The organism is Bradyrhizobium sp. GW821-FHT12B03 (genome assembly GCF_058807535.1).
Genome location: NZ_JBXAQU010000032.1, coordinates 24,261 through 38,841, shown reverse-complemented (window position 1 = coordinate 38,841; position 14,581 = coordinate 24,261). Strand labels below are relative to the sequence as shown.

At 65.5% G+C, this 14,581-nt stretch carries 22 protein-coding genes; 8 read left to right on the top strand and 14 right to left on the bottom strand.

The annotated features are described in order from the left end of the window. The first annotated feature begins 17 nt into the window (after window positions 1-17). On the top strand, window positions 18-362 hold the full coding sequence (locus AC1RUR_RS36785; RefSeq protein ID WP_492853022.1) for a DMT family transporter: 345 nt from the start codon (window positions 18-20) through the stop codon (window positions 360-362). Further along, window positions 362-931: a TetR/AcrR family transcriptional regulator gene (locus tag AC1RUR_RS36780; protein WP_492853021.1), complete on the top strand. Its 570-nt coding sequence runs from the start codon at window positions 362-364 to the stop codon at window positions 929-931. Before AC1RUR_RS36785 ends, AC1RUR_RS36780 begins: the two co-directional genes overlap by 1 nt. Window positions 932-950: 19 nt before the next feature. On the opposite strand, the gene AC1RUR_RS36775 is transcribed toward AC1RUR_RS36780, so the two are convergent. The 5 genes from AC1RUR_RS36775 to AC1RUR_RS36755 all read right to left on the bottom strand — a co-directional run bounded on the left by AC1RUR_RS36775 (window position 951) and on the right by AC1RUR_RS36755 (window position 5,269). Then, window positions 951-1,271, bottom strand: coding sequence for a hypothetical protein (locus tag AC1RUR_RS36775; RefSeq protein WP_492853037.1), 321 nt, complete (start codon window positions 1,269-1,271; stop codon window positions 951-953). A 121-nt stretch (window positions 1,272-1,392) separates the two neighbouring features. Continuing rightward, window positions 1,393-1,560: a hypothetical protein gene (locus tag AC1RUR_RS36770; RefSeq protein WP_492853020.1), complete on the bottom strand. Its 168-nt coding sequence runs from the start codon at window positions 1,558-1,560 to the stop codon at window positions 1,393-1,395. Between the two features lie 216 nt (window positions 1,561-1,776). Next, window positions 1,777-2,004 (bottom strand): hypothetical protein, encoded by a 228-nt coding sequence (locus AC1RUR_RS36765; RefSeq protein ID WP_492853019.1) that lies wholly within the window; start codon window positions 2,002-2,004, stop codon window positions 1,777-1,779. Window positions 2,005-2,223: 219 nt separating this feature from the next. Beyond that, window positions 2,224-3,195, bottom strand: coding sequence for an SH3 domain-containing protein (locus AC1RUR_RS36760; protein ID WP_492853018.1), 972 nt, complete (start codon window positions 3,193-3,195; stop codon window positions 2,224-2,226). A gap of 151 nt (window positions 3,196-3,346) precedes the next feature. Continuing rightward, window positions 3,347-5,269, bottom strand: coding sequence for an FAD-binding monooxygenase (locus tag AC1RUR_RS36755; RefSeq protein WP_492853017.1), 1,923 nt, complete (start codon window positions 5,267-5,269; stop codon window positions 3,347-3,349). A gap of 101 nt (window positions 5,270-5,370) precedes the next feature. On the opposite strand from AC1RUR_RS36755, the gene AC1RUR_RS36750 reads away from it, so the two are divergent. Continuing rightward, the gene (locus AC1RUR_RS36750; RefSeq protein ID WP_492853016.1) at window positions 5,371-5,835 is read left to right on the top strand and encodes a MarR family winged helix-turn-helix transcriptional regulator; all 465 of its coding nucleotides are present in this window, start codon (window positions 5,371-5,373) and stop codon (window positions 5,833-5,835) included. Window positions 5,836-5,954: 119 nt separating this feature from the next. Beyond that, complete coding sequence (locus tag AC1RUR_RS36745) at window positions 5,955-6,386, top strand: COG4315 family predicted lipoprotein (RefSeq protein WP_492853015.1); 432 nt, start codon at window positions 5,955-5,957, stop codon at window positions 6,384-6,386. A gap of 25 nt (window positions 6,387-6,411) precedes the next feature. On the opposite strand, the gene AC1RUR_RS36740 is transcribed toward AC1RUR_RS36745, so the two are convergent. The 4 genes from AC1RUR_RS36740 to AC1RUR_RS36725 form a co-directional block, all read right to left on the bottom strand. Next, window positions 6,412-6,612, bottom strand: coding sequence for a hypothetical protein (locus AC1RUR_RS36740; RefSeq protein WP_492853014.1), 201 nt, complete (start codon window positions 6,610-6,612; stop codon window positions 6,412-6,414). Window positions 6,613-6,718: 106 nt separating this feature from the next. Further along, window positions 6,719-6,883, bottom strand: a complete 165-nt coding sequence (locus AC1RUR_RS36735) for a hypothetical protein (protein WP_492853013.1) — start codon at window positions 6,881-6,883, stop codon at window positions 6,719-6,721. 19 nt (window positions 6,884-6,902) lie between these two features. Then, the gene (locus tag AC1RUR_RS36730) at window positions 6,903-7,889 is read right to left on the bottom strand and encodes a hypothetical protein (protein ID WP_492853012.1); all 987 of its coding nucleotides are present in this window, start codon (window positions 7,887-7,889) and stop codon (window positions 6,903-6,905) included. Window positions 7,890-8,011: 122 nt separating this feature from the next. After that, complete coding sequence (locus tag AC1RUR_RS36725) at window positions 8,012-8,665, bottom strand: L,D-transpeptidase (RefSeq protein ID WP_492853011.1); 654 nt, start codon at window positions 8,663-8,665, stop codon at window positions 8,012-8,014. Between the two features lie 291 nt (window positions 8,666-8,956). Between AC1RUR_RS36725 and AC1RUR_RS36720 the strand changes: the two genes are divergently transcribed. Then, entirely contained in the window at window positions 8,957-9,952 is a 996-nt protein-coding gene (locus AC1RUR_RS36720) for a hypothetical protein (RefSeq protein ID WP_492853010.1), read from the top strand. Between the two features lie 407 nt (window positions 9,953-10,359). Continuing rightward, window positions 10,360-10,590, top strand: a complete 231-nt coding sequence (locus AC1RUR_RS36715) for a DUF6894 family protein (protein ID WP_008144914.1) — start codon at window positions 10,360-10,362, stop codon at window positions 10,588-10,590. Here AC1RUR_RS36715 and AC1RUR_RS36710 read toward each other — a convergent pair whose 3' ends face one another. Further along, complete coding sequence (locus tag AC1RUR_RS36710) at window positions 10,591-11,376, bottom strand: SDR family NAD(P)-dependent oxidoreductase (protein WP_492853009.1); 786 nt, start codon at window positions 11,374-11,376, stop codon at window positions 10,591-10,593. Window positions 11,377-11,504: 128 nt separating this feature from the next. Here AC1RUR_RS36710 and AC1RUR_RS36705 point away from each other — a divergent pair, with 128 nt between their 5' ends. Then, a complete protein-coding gene (locus tag AC1RUR_RS36705; RefSeq protein ID WP_492853008.1) occupies window positions 11,505-11,894 on the top strand; it encodes a hypothetical protein in 390 nt (129 codons plus the stop codon). Window positions 11,895-12,071: 177 nt separating this feature from the next. Next, entirely contained in the window at window positions 12,072-12,317 is a 246-nt protein-coding gene (locus tag AC1RUR_RS36700; protein ID WP_492853007.1) for a hypothetical protein, read from the top strand. Between the two features lie 19 nt (window positions 12,318-12,336). On the opposite strand, the gene AC1RUR_RS36695 is transcribed toward AC1RUR_RS36700, so the two are convergent. The 4 genes from AC1RUR_RS36695 to minC form a co-directional block, all read right to left on the bottom strand. Beyond that, window positions 12,337-12,522 carry a hypothetical protein gene (locus AC1RUR_RS36695; protein WP_492853006.1) on the bottom strand — a complete coding sequence of 62 codons (186 nt, stop codon included), beginning with the start codon at window positions 12,520-12,522 and terminating at the stop codon, window positions 12,337-12,339. Window positions 12,523-12,701: 179 nt separating this feature from the next. Continuing rightward, a complete protein-coding gene (gene minE, locus AC1RUR_RS36690; protein WP_334519394.1) occupies window positions 12,702-12,983 on the bottom strand; it encodes a cell division topological specificity factor MinE in 282 nt (93 codons plus the stop codon). Further along, window positions 12,980-13,795, bottom strand: coding sequence for a septum site-determining protein MinD (minD, locus tag AC1RUR_RS36685; RefSeq protein ID WP_100175709.1), 816 nt, complete (start codon window positions 13,793-13,795; stop codon window positions 12,980-12,982). The genes minE and minD overlap by 4 nt, the downstream gene beginning before the upstream one ends. A gap of 19 nt (window positions 13,796-13,814) precedes the next feature. Continuing rightward, window positions 13,815-14,513 carry a septum site-determining protein MinC gene (minC, locus tag AC1RUR_RS36680; protein ID WP_492853005.1) on the bottom strand — a complete coding sequence of 233 codons (699 nt, stop codon included), beginning with the start codon at window positions 14,511-14,513 and terminating at the stop codon, window positions 13,815-13,817. Window positions 14,514-14,581 lie beyond the last annotated feature (68 nt).

Below are 14,581 nucleotides of genomic sequence, written 5' to 3'. Positions count from 1 at the left end.
GCCACGCCGAGCCAGCCATGACCTCCGCCTTCAATGCCTACACCGCGCTTGCCCTCGCCATCGTCTTCGAGGTCATCGCGTCCGCTTTCCTGCAGCAGTCCGCGCAGTTCACGCGGCCGTGGCCGACGCTCGCCATGGTGCTGTTCTATGTCGCCTCGTTCTATGCGCTGTCGGTCGCGATCCGGGTCATCCCCCTGAGCGTCGCCTACGCGATCTGGGGCGGGGTCGGCATCATCCTGACCGCCACCGTCTCCTTCGTGCTGTTCCGCCAGATGCTGGATGCGGCGGCCTTCGTCGGCATCGGGTTGATCGTATCGGGGGTCGTGATCATCAACCTGTTCTCGGAGACGACGGTGCATTGATGCCGGCCAGCGCCTATAGCCGCTCCAAGCAGCCCGAGCAGGTGCGGCGCGCCCTGCTCGATCACGCAGCCGCCATCGCCATGGACCATGGCGTCTCCGGCATCACGGTGCAGGCGGTGGCGGCGGCAGCCGGTGTCACCAAGGGCGGGCTGTTTCATCACTTCGGCAGCAAGCAGGCGCTGATCGAGGGCCTGTTCGCCGATCTGCTGGCCCGCGTCGATGCCGAGATCGACGCCGCAATCGAGACTGATCGCAAGCCGCGCGGCAGTTTTACGCGCGCCTATGTCAATGCGGTGTTCACCGGCGAGGCGTTCGGCTTCACCACGCCCTGGGCGGCACTGAGCATGGTCGTCGTCACCGATCCGTCACTGCGCCGGCTCTGGAACGACTGGATGAAGGCACGCCTGAAGCGCCATCGCGCAACCGACGGCACGCCCGAACTCCATGTCGTGCGCCTCGCCGCCGACGGCGCCTGGCTGTCCCATGTCACGACGGGACAGACGCGCATGAACGCCGAGCTGCGCGCCGTGCACGACCGGCTGATCGCGCAGACTTATCGGCGAGGTTAGCCAGGAGTCGGAACGGCGACTAGGGGCTCTGCTCCGGCTTTGGCGGACGCGGCGCCGACCGCGACGGCTTTGCGCCCGGCTTGGCCGTGGCCCGCGGCGGCGGTCCATCGACGGATTGCAGATAGGCAGCGAGCGCTTTGGCGGAGTCGGAACTGGTCGCGTAGTGATCAGCCAGGAACCAGGACAGCGTCAGGCTCATGCGTCCCTTGGCAAGACCGCGCGGGCTCCGATGGCAGGTTGCGCAACCGTCGGCAAACAGCTTTTCCGCCGACTTGCCGGCATCGAGATTTTGCGCGGTCGCAACCGTTCCGGTCAGCCCGGCAGCCGCGGCAAGAATCATCAGGGGCGCGATCAGGCCGCGCCCCGGTCGAAAGTGCGATGTCAATGCCGTCCCCAGAGCGAAGTGGATGACCGGTTCGCGTCAAGAAAACGCGTCAAAATCCCGAGTTCCCGTCTTGCGGTCAGGCCGCCAGCAATTGATCGAATTCGGGCGGCGTATAGGCCTTGCCGTCCTGGTCGGTGATGACGACCTGCCACCCCTCGCTCGCCCACACCCTTGCCTTCGCCACGATGAGCAGCCGGCTCTCGCGGGCGAAACTGCATTTCTCATTATCGCGTTCTGCGATCATTTTGTAGGCCAATGCGCATCCCCTTGCGTTGCCCCTGCACCCGCTCCCCTCGTGGCAGCGGGCTTTGGCGGCAATTCGCCGGGAGCGTGGCAATTTGGTGCCTTCCGCAGGCAGCATCGTGCCCGCGCACCCGGGATCGAGCGCGCGCCGCATGCGGCAGCTGGGGGCCGGCCGTCACATCAGCAACGGAACCGATCGCGCCCCGTCCGAGCTCCGCTAATGAACGCGGATGACGTGCGGACGGCCGAGATCGATCAGCCCCTGCACCGCCGAGAGGCGGTCATCGAGCGCTGCGATGGTGAGCAGCAGATTGTTGCGGCGCTCGTCGAGCAAGCCCATCTCGGCGCCGGAGAGTTTTGCGTTCACCCGCTGCATGTGGATGCCATCGAGCGACTCGCGCAGTGCGGCGATCAAGCCGGTCAACTGCTTGACCTCTTTAGTCATCGACCGTTTCGCGACATTTTGGCGGCGCGACTCCGCCTGGCTCTGTCTCATGACATCCTCCCGTGCCCCTCTGCCCCGAGTGGATGCTTACATCTTTGGATACACATCTTACGATCGATGAAATCTGCCCGCGAAGAACTTTCTTAAATTGTACGCGCAGGGAACCCGGGCCGACCCGAAAAGAAAGCCCGGCACGAAGGCCGGGCTTTCGCAACGACGTCAGTGCTTCTGATGACCGCCACCGGGAGCGCCGGCCGGCGCGCCGCCACGCGGCGCGGCGTTGATGTGCGGAGCACCGCCGCCCGGATGCGGCATCGCAGGTGCAGCTGCGCGCGGCGCCGGCATCTGCGCACGGGCATTCATCGGCGCGCCATGGCTGACATTCGGCTGCGCCACATGCGGCATCGCGGGCCGGGCCGCAGGCGCGGCCGACACGCGCGGAGCTTCATGAGCCCGTGCCATCGGCTGCGCGCGCGTTGCGGCGCGGCTCGCCGCGTGGTCGTGCATCATGCGCGCCTGCGCATCGCGCGGGCCGCGGTTCTGCTGCACACTCGTCCGCGCGTTCACCAGGCGATCGCTTCGCCCGGCGCGAGTGCGGTCCGCCGCAACCGCAGCGTCGCGCTTTGCGATCGCCGCGTCGTGCCGTGCCGTCGCCGCATCACGGCCGGAGGTCGCGGGCGCGCCCTTTGCATTCGCGCCATTGCGCCCCAGGGCGATCGCTGCATCGCGCGTTGCCGCACGGCCGATACGGGCCGCGTGCGGATCGATCGTCATCCGCGTCGCGAACCGCTCGTGCGAGCTCCAGTAGTTATTCCAGTAGGCATGACGGCGATACCACGGCCGCCCCTGATAATAGCTCGACCAGTACGAGCTCAACACGAAGGGCGCGACCGGCACGTCGATCTCGTCGACATAGTCGGGGAGATAGACGTAATGATTGCGGTAGAGATATTCGAGATATTGCGACGACACCCAGCCGCGATCGTCGGAGAAGCTCACGTCGCACCAGGCATTGCCGCGCAGGCAGCCATGGATGTTGACGCGGGCGCCCCCGGGGATGCGATCGACCACGGGGAATCCCGAACCCGGCCCGGCGCGCAAGCCGGTCGAGACGGTGACGATGCCCGGCGCGGCCAGCGCGGCCGTCGGGGCGAGCAGCAATGCTGCAATCAAAATGCTTCTGACTCTCATGGCGTATTCCTCCTCTGCGAGTCGGAACGCGCGGACGGAACGAGCGTTCCGTCTGGAGCAGCCGCATCAGCCGAAAGATGGAGCGCACGCCGCGCGGAGTTCAATATTCATCCGCTGTTCATCGGCACGGCGGGGGCAACGCGTCCCCGCGTCAGTTCACTTGCAGCATGAAGGCGTCGAAGAACGAGGCCAGCCCGGCAAAGTCGTCGAGCGGCAGCACGTTCGCGACATACTGGTCCGGCCGCACCACGACCATGCAACCGGCCTTCCGATCGATGCCCCGCATCGTGAAAACGTCCTGGCCGCTCTTGAGGTCCGGGCAGAACATCTTTTCGTAGTCGAGCAAACCGTAGCGGCCCTTGCGCGGCAGCAGCAGGGGCGGCATCGCCTCGACGGCGAGCTCGCGGTGGTCCTGCTGAAACACGGCGCGCAAGTCGATCACGGCGTCGATGTCGGCTCCGACAGGCGTATAGCGCCTCACCGGCGATTCCCTGGCTTCGGTGAGAAAATTGCACAGCGCGCGAATGCTCGAGCCCGCGGCCGCCGGATCTTCCGCGGGTGAAAACGCATAGATGCGAAAGCGGCCATCCGCCTGCGCCGCGTGACCAAGATGCACCGGCTTTGCGTCAGCCAGCCGAATGACCGGCGCCGAATGGAAGCGCGTGCCGATCACGAGGCCTGCCGCGAGATCCTGATGGGACGCAGCCCCGGTGAGGATCGACGGCTTGTAATGCGTCGCGGTGCCCGCCGTGTAGCGGCCGTGCCTGACAAAATAATCCTGCGTCCTGGCCGCATCGGCACCACCGGCCTTGGCGGCGGAGGCCAGAATCCCCGCCCATTCGCGGTCGAAATCGATCAGTTCCTTCGCAACGGCCTGACGCTCCGCCGAATAGGAATGCAGCAGGCTTGGCGCACTTTGCTTGCGAAGCACGGCGGCGAGCTTCCAGCCGAGATTGAAGGCGTCCTGCATCGAGACATTCATGCCCTGCCCCGCCTTGGGGCTGTGGGTATGGCAGGCATCGCCGGCGATGAAGATGCGCGGCAGGCGGGTCGCGATCTCGGCCTCCGGCACGTCGTCGAACTTGTCGGTCAGGCGCTGGCCGATCTCGTAGACCGACCACCAGGCGATCTCCTTCACGTCGAGCGTATGCGGCTTCAGGATCCGCTGCGCTTTCGCAATCACGTCCTCGGCGGTGATGTTGCGATTGGCGACGCGCTCACCGACATCCAGCTTGGCGAGCTCGACATAGATGCGCACCATGTAGCCGCCTTCGCGCGGAATGATCAGCAGGCTGCCGTCCTTTGCCGACTGAATCAGGGCCTTGAAGCGGATATCCGGAAAATCGGTCACCGCCAGCACGTCCATCACGCCCCAGGCGTGATTGGCGGAATCGCCATGCAGCTCCCGGCCGATCGACTTGCGCACCGTGCTGCGCGCGCCGTCGCAGCCCACGACATAGCGCGCCCTGATCGTCTCGACCCTGCCCTCGCTTCCGGCATCGACACGTTCGAAGCGCGCGGTCACGGCATGGTCGGCAGGCCCTGCTGCCGGATCGACCTCGAGGTCGAGCAGGCGGCGGCCGTAATAGGGCTCGAGCTTGGCCGGCGATTTGCGCATGAGGTCGAGAAAGCCGTCATGGATGCGCGCCTGATTGAGGATGACATGCGGAAACTCCGACAGCCCGTCCTCGACGTCCTGCACCCTTCCGCTGCGGACGATGGTTTCGGGCCGCCGTTCGTCCGGCTTCCAGAACGTCGTCTCGTTGACCCAATAGGCCTCCTTCAGCACGCGCTCGCTGAAGCCATAGGCGTGGAACATCTCCATGGTGCGGCAGGCGATGCCGTCGGCCTGGCCGACCGACAGCCGGCCCGGCTTCTGCTCGACGATGCAGGTCCTGATGTCAGGGAATTGCGCAAGCTGGGCCGCTAGCGTCAGCCCCGCAGGGCCGCAACCGACGATGAGGACATCGACCTCGTCCGGCACGGAGCCCGCTGCGCCGGGGGCCTGAACGCGTTCGGCGGGATCAGCAATTTCAGGATCGCCCGGCTGAAATCCATTGAGATGGAATTGCATGAGCACCTCTCCCGTCAACGTCTTCTTCGATATTGCTCAGTATGCTGACTATCAGTATACTTGTCAACGATCGCGCCTCGCCGTGGCCTCGGGAGAATTCGGTGAAAGACAACAACGACATGCCCGGGCACCTGGCGCGCCGGTTCCAGCAGATCGCGGTGGCGGTGTTCCTGGCCGAGGTCGGGGATGCCGGTTTCGATCTCACGCCGGTGCAATACGCCGCGCTTGCGACCATCAAGGCCAATCCGGGGCTCGACCAGGTGACGCTCGCGGGATTGATCGCCTACGACCGCACCACCATCACCGGCGTGATCGATCGCCTCGTGCAGAAGGGGCTTGCCGAGCGCCGCGCCTCCAGCCGCGACCGCCGCGCCCGCGAGCTCGAGATCACCGACGAGGGCCGGCGCACGCTGCGCAAGATCACACCGGCGGTCGAGTCGGCGCAACGCATCATGCTGCGCGGCCTCAGCGCCAGGGAAGGCGAGGAGCTGATGCGGCTGATGCGCAAGGCCATCGCCGCCGGCAACGAGCTCAGCCGCGCCCCGCTCCGCGATGTGCAGGCTTAAGCCGCATCGGCGTCCGTAATTGTCGCAAGCCCGCGAAACCAGGAGCTAACCTTCGACTGCTACCGTCGGCCTCATTCGGCGCTTAACGCGCGATTAACTTTGCCGTTCGGGAGTTTCGGATGTTCAGGTTCCTCATCGCGGCGGCGGCCATCGCGCTCTCGACCGGTCACGCGCTCGCGAACGGCCATGGCGGCGGCGACAGCCCTCCGCCGCCGAAGCCCGAGGCGACGACCGCGCCGGCGAAGGTGGTCATCACCAAGCAGGGTCCCAAGCTCGTCGATCTCAAGGGGATGACGCTGTACACTTACGAGCGCGACACCACCGGCAAGAGCTCGAACTGCAACGGCAAGTGCACCGAGAGCTGGGTCCCGCTGGCGGCGACGGCCGACGCCAAGGCCGTCGGCGACTTCACGGTGATCAGCCGCAACGACGGCAGCAAGATGTGGGCGTACCGCTACCGCCCGCTCTACACCTCGCCGGCCGACAAGGCGCCGGGCGAAGCCAACGGCAATGCCACGACGCTGCAATGGCGCATTGCGCGGCCCGAGTAGTCGCGCGCCAACGACGCCGGACCTATCAGCGTGCCGGCGTGGTTACGGCGACCTTTTCGCGCGCGATGGGATCGACCGAGGCATAGTTCGCCTCTGCGTTCCAATGCATCGCCGCATAGAGCGCCATTCCGGCCAGGATCGATCCATAAAAGCCAAGGGTCGCCAGCCGCCACTTGCGGACGACCCGGCGATCACTTTCGGTCAATTGATCAAGGAATTTTTGCATGATGCCTCCAATGGCAACCGGCCATCGAGGCATAGGGCAACGCGAACGGATCGCCTGTGAACCAGTTCACCCTTGGCAGCTTCAAAAAGGAGTGATCGTTGTGGGCCTATTGGCGCGCCAGGTCCGAAGGCACCTGCTTGAACGTCGGCATGTTCGCGCTCGCCTGAAGCGGACTGACTTCCATATTCACCAGGACGGGCCTGGTCGTAAACCAGACCGCTGCCACTGCCGCGATCACTATTCCCGCGCCAAGCGCCGCGAACCCCTTCATGTTTCCATGTCCTTGGCGATCAGTTGCTGAGAATGACGCCATGCTGGTGCCGCGACGGATGATCGGCGCCGACCAGCGCGTTCGGATCGGTTACGATCACGACTTCCGGCAACGGCAACGGCTCCAGGCCGGCAAAGCGGCGATAGAGTGCGCCCATGACGGCTCCGCAAAATACCGCCGGCACCAGGAGGGCTGCGAAAAGTGGCACAACCATCACGAGCAGCAGCGCGCAGACAAACGCCAAGACGCCGCCGATCGCCGCGTATTCCCAAGCGCTGCGACGGCTCATGGCTCGCGCGACATGGTGCACGCAGAGCATGAAGATGCTCGAAGGAATGACTGAGATCGCCGTCATGATCATGAACGTCTGTGCCGGGATCACCGCCGCGAAGATGTGCGCGGTGCTCTTGTCCGCGAAGCCATGCATCAGCAACGGAACCAACGTGTAGGGCAGAAGCGTCGCGAGCACGGTCGGCATCAAGGCGGCGATCGCAATCCCCGCGACTGATGTGCGGACCCGGACCGGTCCTTCGAATACAATTGGAGGCGGCGCGGCCGGCGCGTTGGCGTCGGGAGCCGAGCCGGTTGCACGCGCAACAGAGATCAGGCCGGCGAACTGGCCATAGAGGAAACCGCCAATCATTCCCGCGATTGTCGGCAACAGACCGATCGTCACCGCGGTACCGTCGCCGGGGGCGGCCAGCTGGATGTGGTTGCGGATCGCAATGCCGTAGCTCGCCGCGGCCATGACGCCGCCCATCAGTCCGTAGGCGAGCCGGCTCGACATCTTCCACTGCCGCAGCACGATATGCCCGGCAAACAGGAAGCCCGCATTCATGGCCATGCGGCCGGCATAGAGGAGCAGGATCTGGTCCGGTGCCGGGACGCCTTCGGGATCGGTCACCTGCCCGCCCGCGATTGCAAAGGCCAGCAGCACGGCTTCGACGATGGCCAGCGGAATCAGCGCGGCGAACAGCGCGCGCGGCGAATTCTTGACGAGATACATGCGAGCAACCCCTTGCGCGCTGCACGCTAGAGGCGAGTCGTTACGGACCGCGCAAGGCAATGAATAAAATTGTCGGCAAGCCGCGCCAGCCGCGATTTCACGTCGTTATCGTCCGCGCGCATTCACCCGCGCCAGCTCCGGCCCGCCTCGACCTGTGCGCTCTGTCCGGGCGGCAGCACGACGACGGGCGAATTGAGTTTCACCCGGTCATAGAGATCGATCACGTCCTCGTTGCGCATCCGGATGCAGCCTGACGAGATCGCCTGCCCGATATATTCGGGCTGGTTGGTGCCGTGGATGCGATACAGCGTGTCCTTGTTGCCGGAATACAGATAGATGCCGCGTGCGCCCAGCGGATTGGCGGGCCCGCCGGCGACGCGCGCCGGATAGGGTCCAAGCCGCGCCTGGATGTCCGCCGTCGGAACCCAGTCCGGCCATTCCGCCAAGCGGCCGACCCGCGCCACGCCGGAGAAGGCCATGGCCTCCTCGCCGACCGCGACGCCGTAGCGGATCGCCTTGCCGCCGGGCAGCACGAAATAAAGATAGCGGGCGTCGGTATCGACCAGGATCGTGCCCGGAAGCTCCTTGCGCGGATAATCGACGATGTGACGGAGATATTGCTCGGGCACGTTCGCCTGGGCGTAAGGCGCGCGCGACAGCAACTGGCGATCGCGCGGCGTCATGCTCGCGTCGGTCGATGGCGAAAGCGTCGTCTGCATGCAGCCGCCGAGCGGCAGCATGGCAACAACGAAAAGAGCGAGAACAGATCTTGGCACCGCCGGCCCCCCGAATAGCGGATCGCAGCACCCCCAGCGGGGTCAGATGTTGCCAAAATCGTGCTGAAAACAAGGCAGTGCGGAACACGTCCGCGTGTTTGGCCGGTGGAGTTCCATCACCACAAACGGCAGAAGACCGTCGCATCATCTCCATCCCCTCGCCTTGCTTTGGTCAAACCCGGCTGGACTCGTGCGTCATCGGGGTAACCTCGACAGATCGGCTCGCGCCAATGCGAACGACCAGACCTTCAATCACCTGGCTTCAATCACCTGGGCTTCAAAGGAGCTGCGATGCTCGCGATGCTGAACAGCAAGCAAATCGTCGATGAGATCGTGAAGGACACGGTCAAGGACAATGATCCGCATGACGCGGTTCAGATCTCGCCGGAGATCGTGCTGGCCTCGCGCTCCGTCAGCGTTGCCCCGGCGCTGGCGCCTGACGTCACGCCCCGTCCGGAGCCGAAATTCGCGCCGGAGCCCAGGATCAATCCGGAGCCGAAGTTCAGTCCTGTCGTGGAATCGCAGCCGCCGGCGCCCTCGGTCGACACCGCGGTGCGTATGGCTGCCGGCGATGGTCCCGGCCGGCAGAAGCGATCCTCCGTCGGCAAGTGGCTGCGCGGCGCGTTCGTCACGTTTCTGTTCGCAGGCGGCAGTGCGGCCGCCACCATCGCCTGGGAGAAACACGGCGACGTGGCGAGGCAGATGCTCGCCGACTGGACGCCGGCATTGGCGTCGCTGATGCCTTCGACCTCACAGACGGCGCCGGTCGCCGCCGCGCAGGCCGCACCGCCCGTGGCGGAAGCGGCGACCGATCAAACAGCCGACCAATCCCCGACGCCGGCTGCGGCTCAGGCTGCGGTCGTTCCCGCAGCAGCGCCGCCGGATGCAGCGCAGTCGGTGCAATCGATGACGCGCGATCTCGCCGCGATGGCGCAGCAGATCGAGCAGCTCAAGGCCAACATCGCCGAGTTGAAGGCCGGACAGGAGCAGATGGCGCGCGAGATGGCGAAGCCGCCCGCACCGAAGCCGATGGCCGAGACGAGACCGATCGATCCGCGCGCACGCGTTTCCGCGCTGCCGCCGCGGCCTCCGGCGCCGCCGGTTCGCAAGCCGAAGCCAGCCGTGACGCAGACCTATATGCCGGCCTATTCGCCGACACAGATCGCACCGCCGCCGCCCTCGCAGACGACAGCTGCGGTCCCACCGCCGGTCGCACCGGTGGCCACGACACAGGCCGTTGCCGATGACGACGGACCTGTCGTGCGTCCGCCGATGCCGCTGCGCTAGACCAGCCGGGCGATCGCACGGCGTCGGCAACGCAGCCGTTGCAAGCTGTCCGACTCGATGTGATGCGTTGAGTCCGGGCGACTACGGAGATCGATGCTGCGGTCGTCGTCCGCCAAAACCACCAGCAAGAGAAAAGGCCGTCGGGATCTATGCCGACGGCCTTCTCTTGCAACTCCCGGTTCCCGGAGCCCGGTTCTGTTGCAATTCCATGCCTCATGATCGCGCTGACATATTTAATAAAATCTTAATGCGCCGCCACGTTGCACATCATTTCTGCGCCATAGGCACAGAGATTGTGCGGCCCGTTCATTCGATAGATATCGACTCAGTGGTACGATCGGACACGTGTTGAAGACTTCCGTTGAAGGCTTCTCTTGAAGATTGGGTCGTCACACCGGGGAATTCGGATGCCTTACTATTCCTTCGATCTCGTGGTTGGTGAAGAGTTCAAGAACCAGGGTGGGATCATCCTCGAGGACATCGAGGTTGCTTCCGATCGCGCCGATCAGTTGGCGTGTGAACTATCGCAGGTGAAGCCGGAGCTTCAGCAAAGGGGTTGCGCGGTGCGCGTCACCGACCGCGATCAGAACGAGGTCTATCGCACGCCGCTCGATCCCGTTCCGGCCTGGCAGCGCTAGCTACTCTTCCAGCATCGGCGCTTCGAACCAGTTCGTCAGCGACAGTCCGCCGTCGACGGTGAAGGCCGCGCCGGTGACATAGCCTGACAGCTTGTTCGAGAGCACCGTGAGCGCCATCGGCGCGAGGTCGTTGGCATCGCCAAGACGCCCGAGCGGGATGTGCCGCGCCAGCGAAGCGTCCGCAACGAAACCGCCGGCCGTGATCGCACCGGGCACCAGCGCATTGACGCGAATGTCGTGGCGCCCGAACGTCTTCGCGAGCTCCTTCACCAGCATCGCCATCCCCGCCTTCGCCGTCGAGTAATGCGGCAGGTTGCGCGGCGTGCCGGCATGCAGCGAGGTGACGAACAGGAACGAGCCGGGTCGCTTCGCCGCGATCAGCCGCTTGGCGATCTCGCGCGCCAGGTAAAAGCCGGCATCGAGGTTGACGGCATGCATCTGCCGCCAGGTGCTGCGATCGACCGCGAGCGCATGATCGGCCTCGCGCCGCGGCGGCGAGGCGCTGTGCACGAAATGCGTCACCTCGCCCAGTGCAGCATGGGAGGCGGCAAGCAGCGCGTCGCAAGCGTCCAGCTCGGCGAGATCGCCGACCCAGGGCACTGCATGATCAGGCCTCTCGCTGGCGCCGATCGCCGCGCTCACCCGTTCCGCACTCACATCCGCGAACACGGTCCGAACGCCCTCGCCGACCAGCGCCTGTGCGATCGCGCGGCCGATGCCGTTGCCGGCGCCGGTGACGAGCGCCGTGTCGCGTTGCGGATCGAACGGCGTGCTGAACAGGCTCATATGGCTCTCCGGCTCCGGGCGCGGCCAATTTAGCGCACCGCAACGCGGTGCGACAATTGCGTCCCGGCACCATTGCGGAGCGACGCGCCGGACGCTAGCCTCCCAAAAAAATCGAGGAGGTACCAAGGATGCGCTATGGTTTTCTGATGGCAGGCCTGTTGCTGATCGCCGCACCGGCCCGGGCGGAGGATCATCCACGCTCGACCTATGTGACGATGGTCTTGCAGGCCTTCGCCGCCAAGGTCGAATGCCCCAACACGGATCTCGTCTATCAGGACCTCGTGCAGAAGGCGCAGCAGATGCGCCTGCCCGACGGCACCACCGAGAAGGTGCGCAAGGCGATCGCCTGGATGCATACCGGCGGCGAGATGGGCGAGAAGCAGGACGACGACCTGATGGCCGAGGTCGCGGTCGCGACGCAGGCGACAGATATGGACCAGCGCCGCCTCGGCATGCCCGGCTGGTGCGAAGCCCAGAAGACCAACCTCGCCGGCCTGATCCGCGCCAAGGGCGGTTAGAGCGCTTTCGAGCGACGTGGACGCCGGTTCGCGTCGCTCGAAAGCGTCAAGCAAGAGCTCACATCGAGCCGGCTTTTCCGGACGTTAAGCACGCCGCGGCGGAACCGCCGCCGCGGCCAATAATCGTCACAATCCTCATCAGCATGCGGGCCTTTCGAATTCGAACAGGAGCCCCCCATGCGGAAGATCCATTACGTCTTCGCCGGTACGCTCGCGGCCGTCGCGGCGCTGACCGCCCCCGCGCAGGCGAAGAATTCAGACACCCAGAAAGCCGAGGGCAAATCACCCTCCTCCACCTGCAGCGCATATCAGCAGGCACCGGATGGCTCGTGGGAGCAGCTTCCCTGCAAGGAGACCGGCGATCGCAGTCAGCCGCAAACCCAACGGTCCCAGTCGCAGGGAACGGAGCACGAGGACCGCTGAGGCGCTTCCCGTCCCGCGATCAGCCCTGGTGCGGCCCGCGCATGATCTTCATGGCGTCCGCGATGTGACGCCACTCCCTGGCCTCATCGGCCTCGCCGCGGCCCTCGCAGGCCTGGGCCTGCTCGGCGGCCTTCGCAATCGCAGCGAAGCCATGCTGTTCCAGCATCTGGCGCGCGACGGTGTGGACCTGGACCTCGGACATCATGGGCGCTCTCCCGGTTGATGAAACCGCGGTGCACGCTCGTGCGGATCCGCGGATTTCCTACAACGATCAAGTCGCGCGTCTCGTTCCGGCCGCCCGGGGCGACGACAAAAGGCGGCCCGCTATGCCCAGCGGACCGCCTTCTCACCCACCCCAAAACCTGATGTCGTCGGCCGCGTCCCCTACGCGACCGCCACGCGCTTGCGCTCGAAATCGTTGGGCACCTCGATATCGACCTCCAGGGTCGATACCTCGTCACCGCGCTCGAGCCGCACGATGACCTTGGTCGGGTCCAGCGTCACGTGCCTGGAGACGACGGCGAGGATTTCCTCACGCAGCACACCGAGTAGATCGGGCTGGCCGCGCAGTCCGCGTTCATGGGCAAGCAGGATCTGCAACCGTTCGCGAGCGACGGGTGCAGAGGCCTTGTTGCCGCGGAGAAGCCGGAGCAGACCCATGCTCATGCAGCCCTCCGTCGCAGCAGCCGATCCATGAAGCCCTTGCGCTCGGTCGGCACGTGCATGGCGATGGTCTCGCCGCACAGCCGCCGCGCCGCGTCGATATAGGCCCGCGCGGGTGCGCCGTCCGCATTCGACAGCGTCACCGGCGTGCCGACATTGGAAGCGCGCAGCACGTCCTGGCTCTCGGGGATGATGCCGAGCAGAGGTGTTGCCAGGATCTCGAGGATGTCGTCGATGGTCAGCATCTCGCCGCGTGCGGCGCGCGAGGGATCGTAGCGGGTGATGAGAATGTGCTTCTCGACGCGCTCGCCCTTCTCGGCCCGCACGGTCTTGGAATCGAGCATGCCGATGATGCGGTCGGAATCGCGCACCGAGGAGACTTCCGGATTGGTGACGATCACGGCCTCGTCGGCAAAACGCATCGCCATGGAGGCGCCACGCTCGATGCCGGCCGGGCTGTCGCAGATCACCCAGTCGAAGCGGCTGCGCAAATCGGCGATGACCTTGCCGACACCCTCTTCCGTCAGCGCGTCCTTGTCGCGGGTTTGGGACGCCGGCAACAGCCAGAGGTTCTCCAGCCGCTTGTCCTTGATCAGCGCCTGCGGCAGCTTTGCCACGCCCTGCACCACGTTGATGAGGTCGAACACCACGCGGCGTTCGGCGCCCATCACGAGGTCGAGATTGCGCAGGCCGACGTCGAAATCGACCACGACGACCTTGTCGCCGCGCTGCGCGAGCGCAGCTCCCAGCGCGGCGGTCGTCGTCGTCTTGCCGACGCCGCCCTTGCCCGATGTCACGACCAGTACCTTGGCCATCTCAAAAATCTCCTTCTGGTCAGTTCAGCGCGGTAATTCGCATGGTGTTGCCTTGCAGCCAGGCCTGGGCGGGCCGGCCGCGCAAGGCGGCGTCGATATCGTCGGCAGTCTGATAAAACCCATCGATTGCAAGCAGTTCTGCCTCGATCTTCTGGCAGTAGATGCGCGCGCTGGTGTGCCCGTTGACGCCCGCCATGGCGCGGCCGCGCAGCGCGCCGTAGATGTGGATGGAGCCGCCGGCGACGACCTCGGCGCCGGAGCCGACCGAGCCGAGAATGGTGACGTCGCCTTCGGGGAAGATCACGGTCTGGCCCGAGCGCACGGGGCTCTCAAGCAGCAGCGAGGTCGGCTTGGTCTCGACCTTTGCCTCAGGCTTCTTCGGCGCGGTCGGCTCGACCACGCAGCTGCGCCCGCCCGAGAGCAGCGGCGGCATCATCGCCGTCAGCCGCCCCTCCTCCACGCCCTCGATCCCGAGCACGCGGATGCTACGGTCCTGAAGGCTGGTGAGCAGATGATTGATGCCGGACTGGCTGAGATCGACCGAGGACAGGTCGATCACCACGGGCCGGCCGGCGAAGAAGCCCGGCGAACGGGCGATGGTGGCGTCGATCTCCTGGAGCCAGTCCTGGATCGGAACCGTCGGCACGAACACGAAGGCCACATAGGAGCGCCCGCGCAGGCGCACCATTTGGCGTTGGACTTTTGCTACAGCCTCCATATCGGCCGACTCGTTCCCTGTTATTGAATGGTTAACGATGCGGCGGATATGGTTAACGGCCGGTTAAT

Bases quoted from the DNA above. Each gene is read 5' to 3' on its own strand.
- AC1RUR_RS36785 (WP_492853022.1), top strand. From the start codon at position 18: ATGACCTCCGCCTTCAATGCCTACACCGCGCTTGCCCTCGCCATCGTC.
- AC1RUR_RS36780 (WP_492853021.1), top strand. From the start codon at position 362: ATGCCGGCCAGCGCCTATAGCCGCTCCAAGCAGCCCGAGCAGGTGCGG.
- AC1RUR_RS36775 (WP_492853037.1), bottom strand. From the start codon at position 1,271: ATGATTCTTGCCGCGGCTGCCGGGCTGACCGGAACGGTTGCGACCGCG.
- AC1RUR_RS36770 (WP_492853020.1), bottom strand. From the start codon at position 1,560: ATGATCGCAGAACGCGATAATGAGAAATGCAGTTTCGCCCGCGAGAGC.
- AC1RUR_RS36765 (WP_492853019.1), bottom strand. From the start codon at position 2,004: ATGACTAAAGAGGTCAAGCAGTTGACCGGCTTGATCGCCGCACTGCGC.
- AC1RUR_RS36760 (WP_492853018.1), bottom strand. From the start codon at position 3,195: ATGAGAGTCAGAAGCATTTTGATTGCAGCATTGCTGCTCGCCCCGACG.
- AC1RUR_RS36755 (WP_492853017.1), bottom strand. From the start codon at position 5,269: ATGCAATTCCATCTCAATGGATTTCAGCCGGGCGATCCTGAAATTGCT.
- AC1RUR_RS36745 (WP_492853015.1), top strand. From the start codon at position 5,955: ATGTTCAGGTTCCTCATCGCGGCGGCGGCCATCGCGCTCTCGACCGGT.
- AC1RUR_RS36740 (WP_492853014.1), bottom strand. From the start codon at position 6,612: ATGCAAAAATTCCTTGATCAATTGACCGAAAGTGATCGCCGGGTCGTC.
- AC1RUR_RS36735 (WP_492853013.1), bottom strand. From the start codon at position 6,883: ATGAAGGGGTTCGCGGCGCTTGGCGCGGGAATAGTGATCGCGGCAGTG.
- AC1RUR_RS36730 (WP_492853012.1), bottom strand. From the start codon at position 7,889: ATGTATCTCGTCAAGAATTCGCCGCGCGCGCTGTTCGCCGCGCTGATT.
- AC1RUR_RS36720 (WP_492853010.1), top strand. From the start codon at position 8,957: ATGCTCGCGATGCTGAACAGCAAGCAAATCGTCGATGAGATCGTGAAG.
- AC1RUR_RS36715 (WP_008144914.1), top strand. From the start codon at position 10,360: ATGCCTTACTATTCCTTCGATCTCGTGGTTGGTGAAGAGTTCAAGAAC.
- AC1RUR_RS36710 (WP_492853009.1), bottom strand. From the start codon at position 11,376: ATGAGCCTGTTCAGCACGCCGTTCGATCCGCAACGCGACACGGCGCTC.
- AC1RUR_RS36705 (WP_492853008.1), top strand. From the start codon at position 11,505: ATGCGCTATGGTTTTCTGATGGCAGGCCTGTTGCTGATCGCCGCACCG.
- AC1RUR_RS36700 (WP_492853007.1), top strand. From the start codon at position 12,072: ATGCGGAAGATCCATTACGTCTTCGCCGGTACGCTCGCGGCCGTCGCG.
- AC1RUR_RS36695 (WP_492853006.1), bottom strand. From the start codon at position 12,522: ATGATGTCCGAGGTCCAGGTCCACACCGTCGCGCGCCAGATGCTGGAA.
- minE (WP_334519394.1), bottom strand. From the start codon at position 12,983: ATGAGCATGGGTCTGCTCCGGCTTCTCCGCGGCAACAAGGCCTCTGCA.
- minD (WP_100175709.1), bottom strand. From the start codon at position 13,795: ATGGCCAAGGTACTGGTCGTGACATCGGGCAAGGGCGGCGTCGGCAAG.
- minC (WP_492853005.1), bottom strand. From the start codon at position 14,513: ATGGAGGCTGTAGCAAAAGTCCAACGCCAAATGGTGCGCCTGCGCGGG.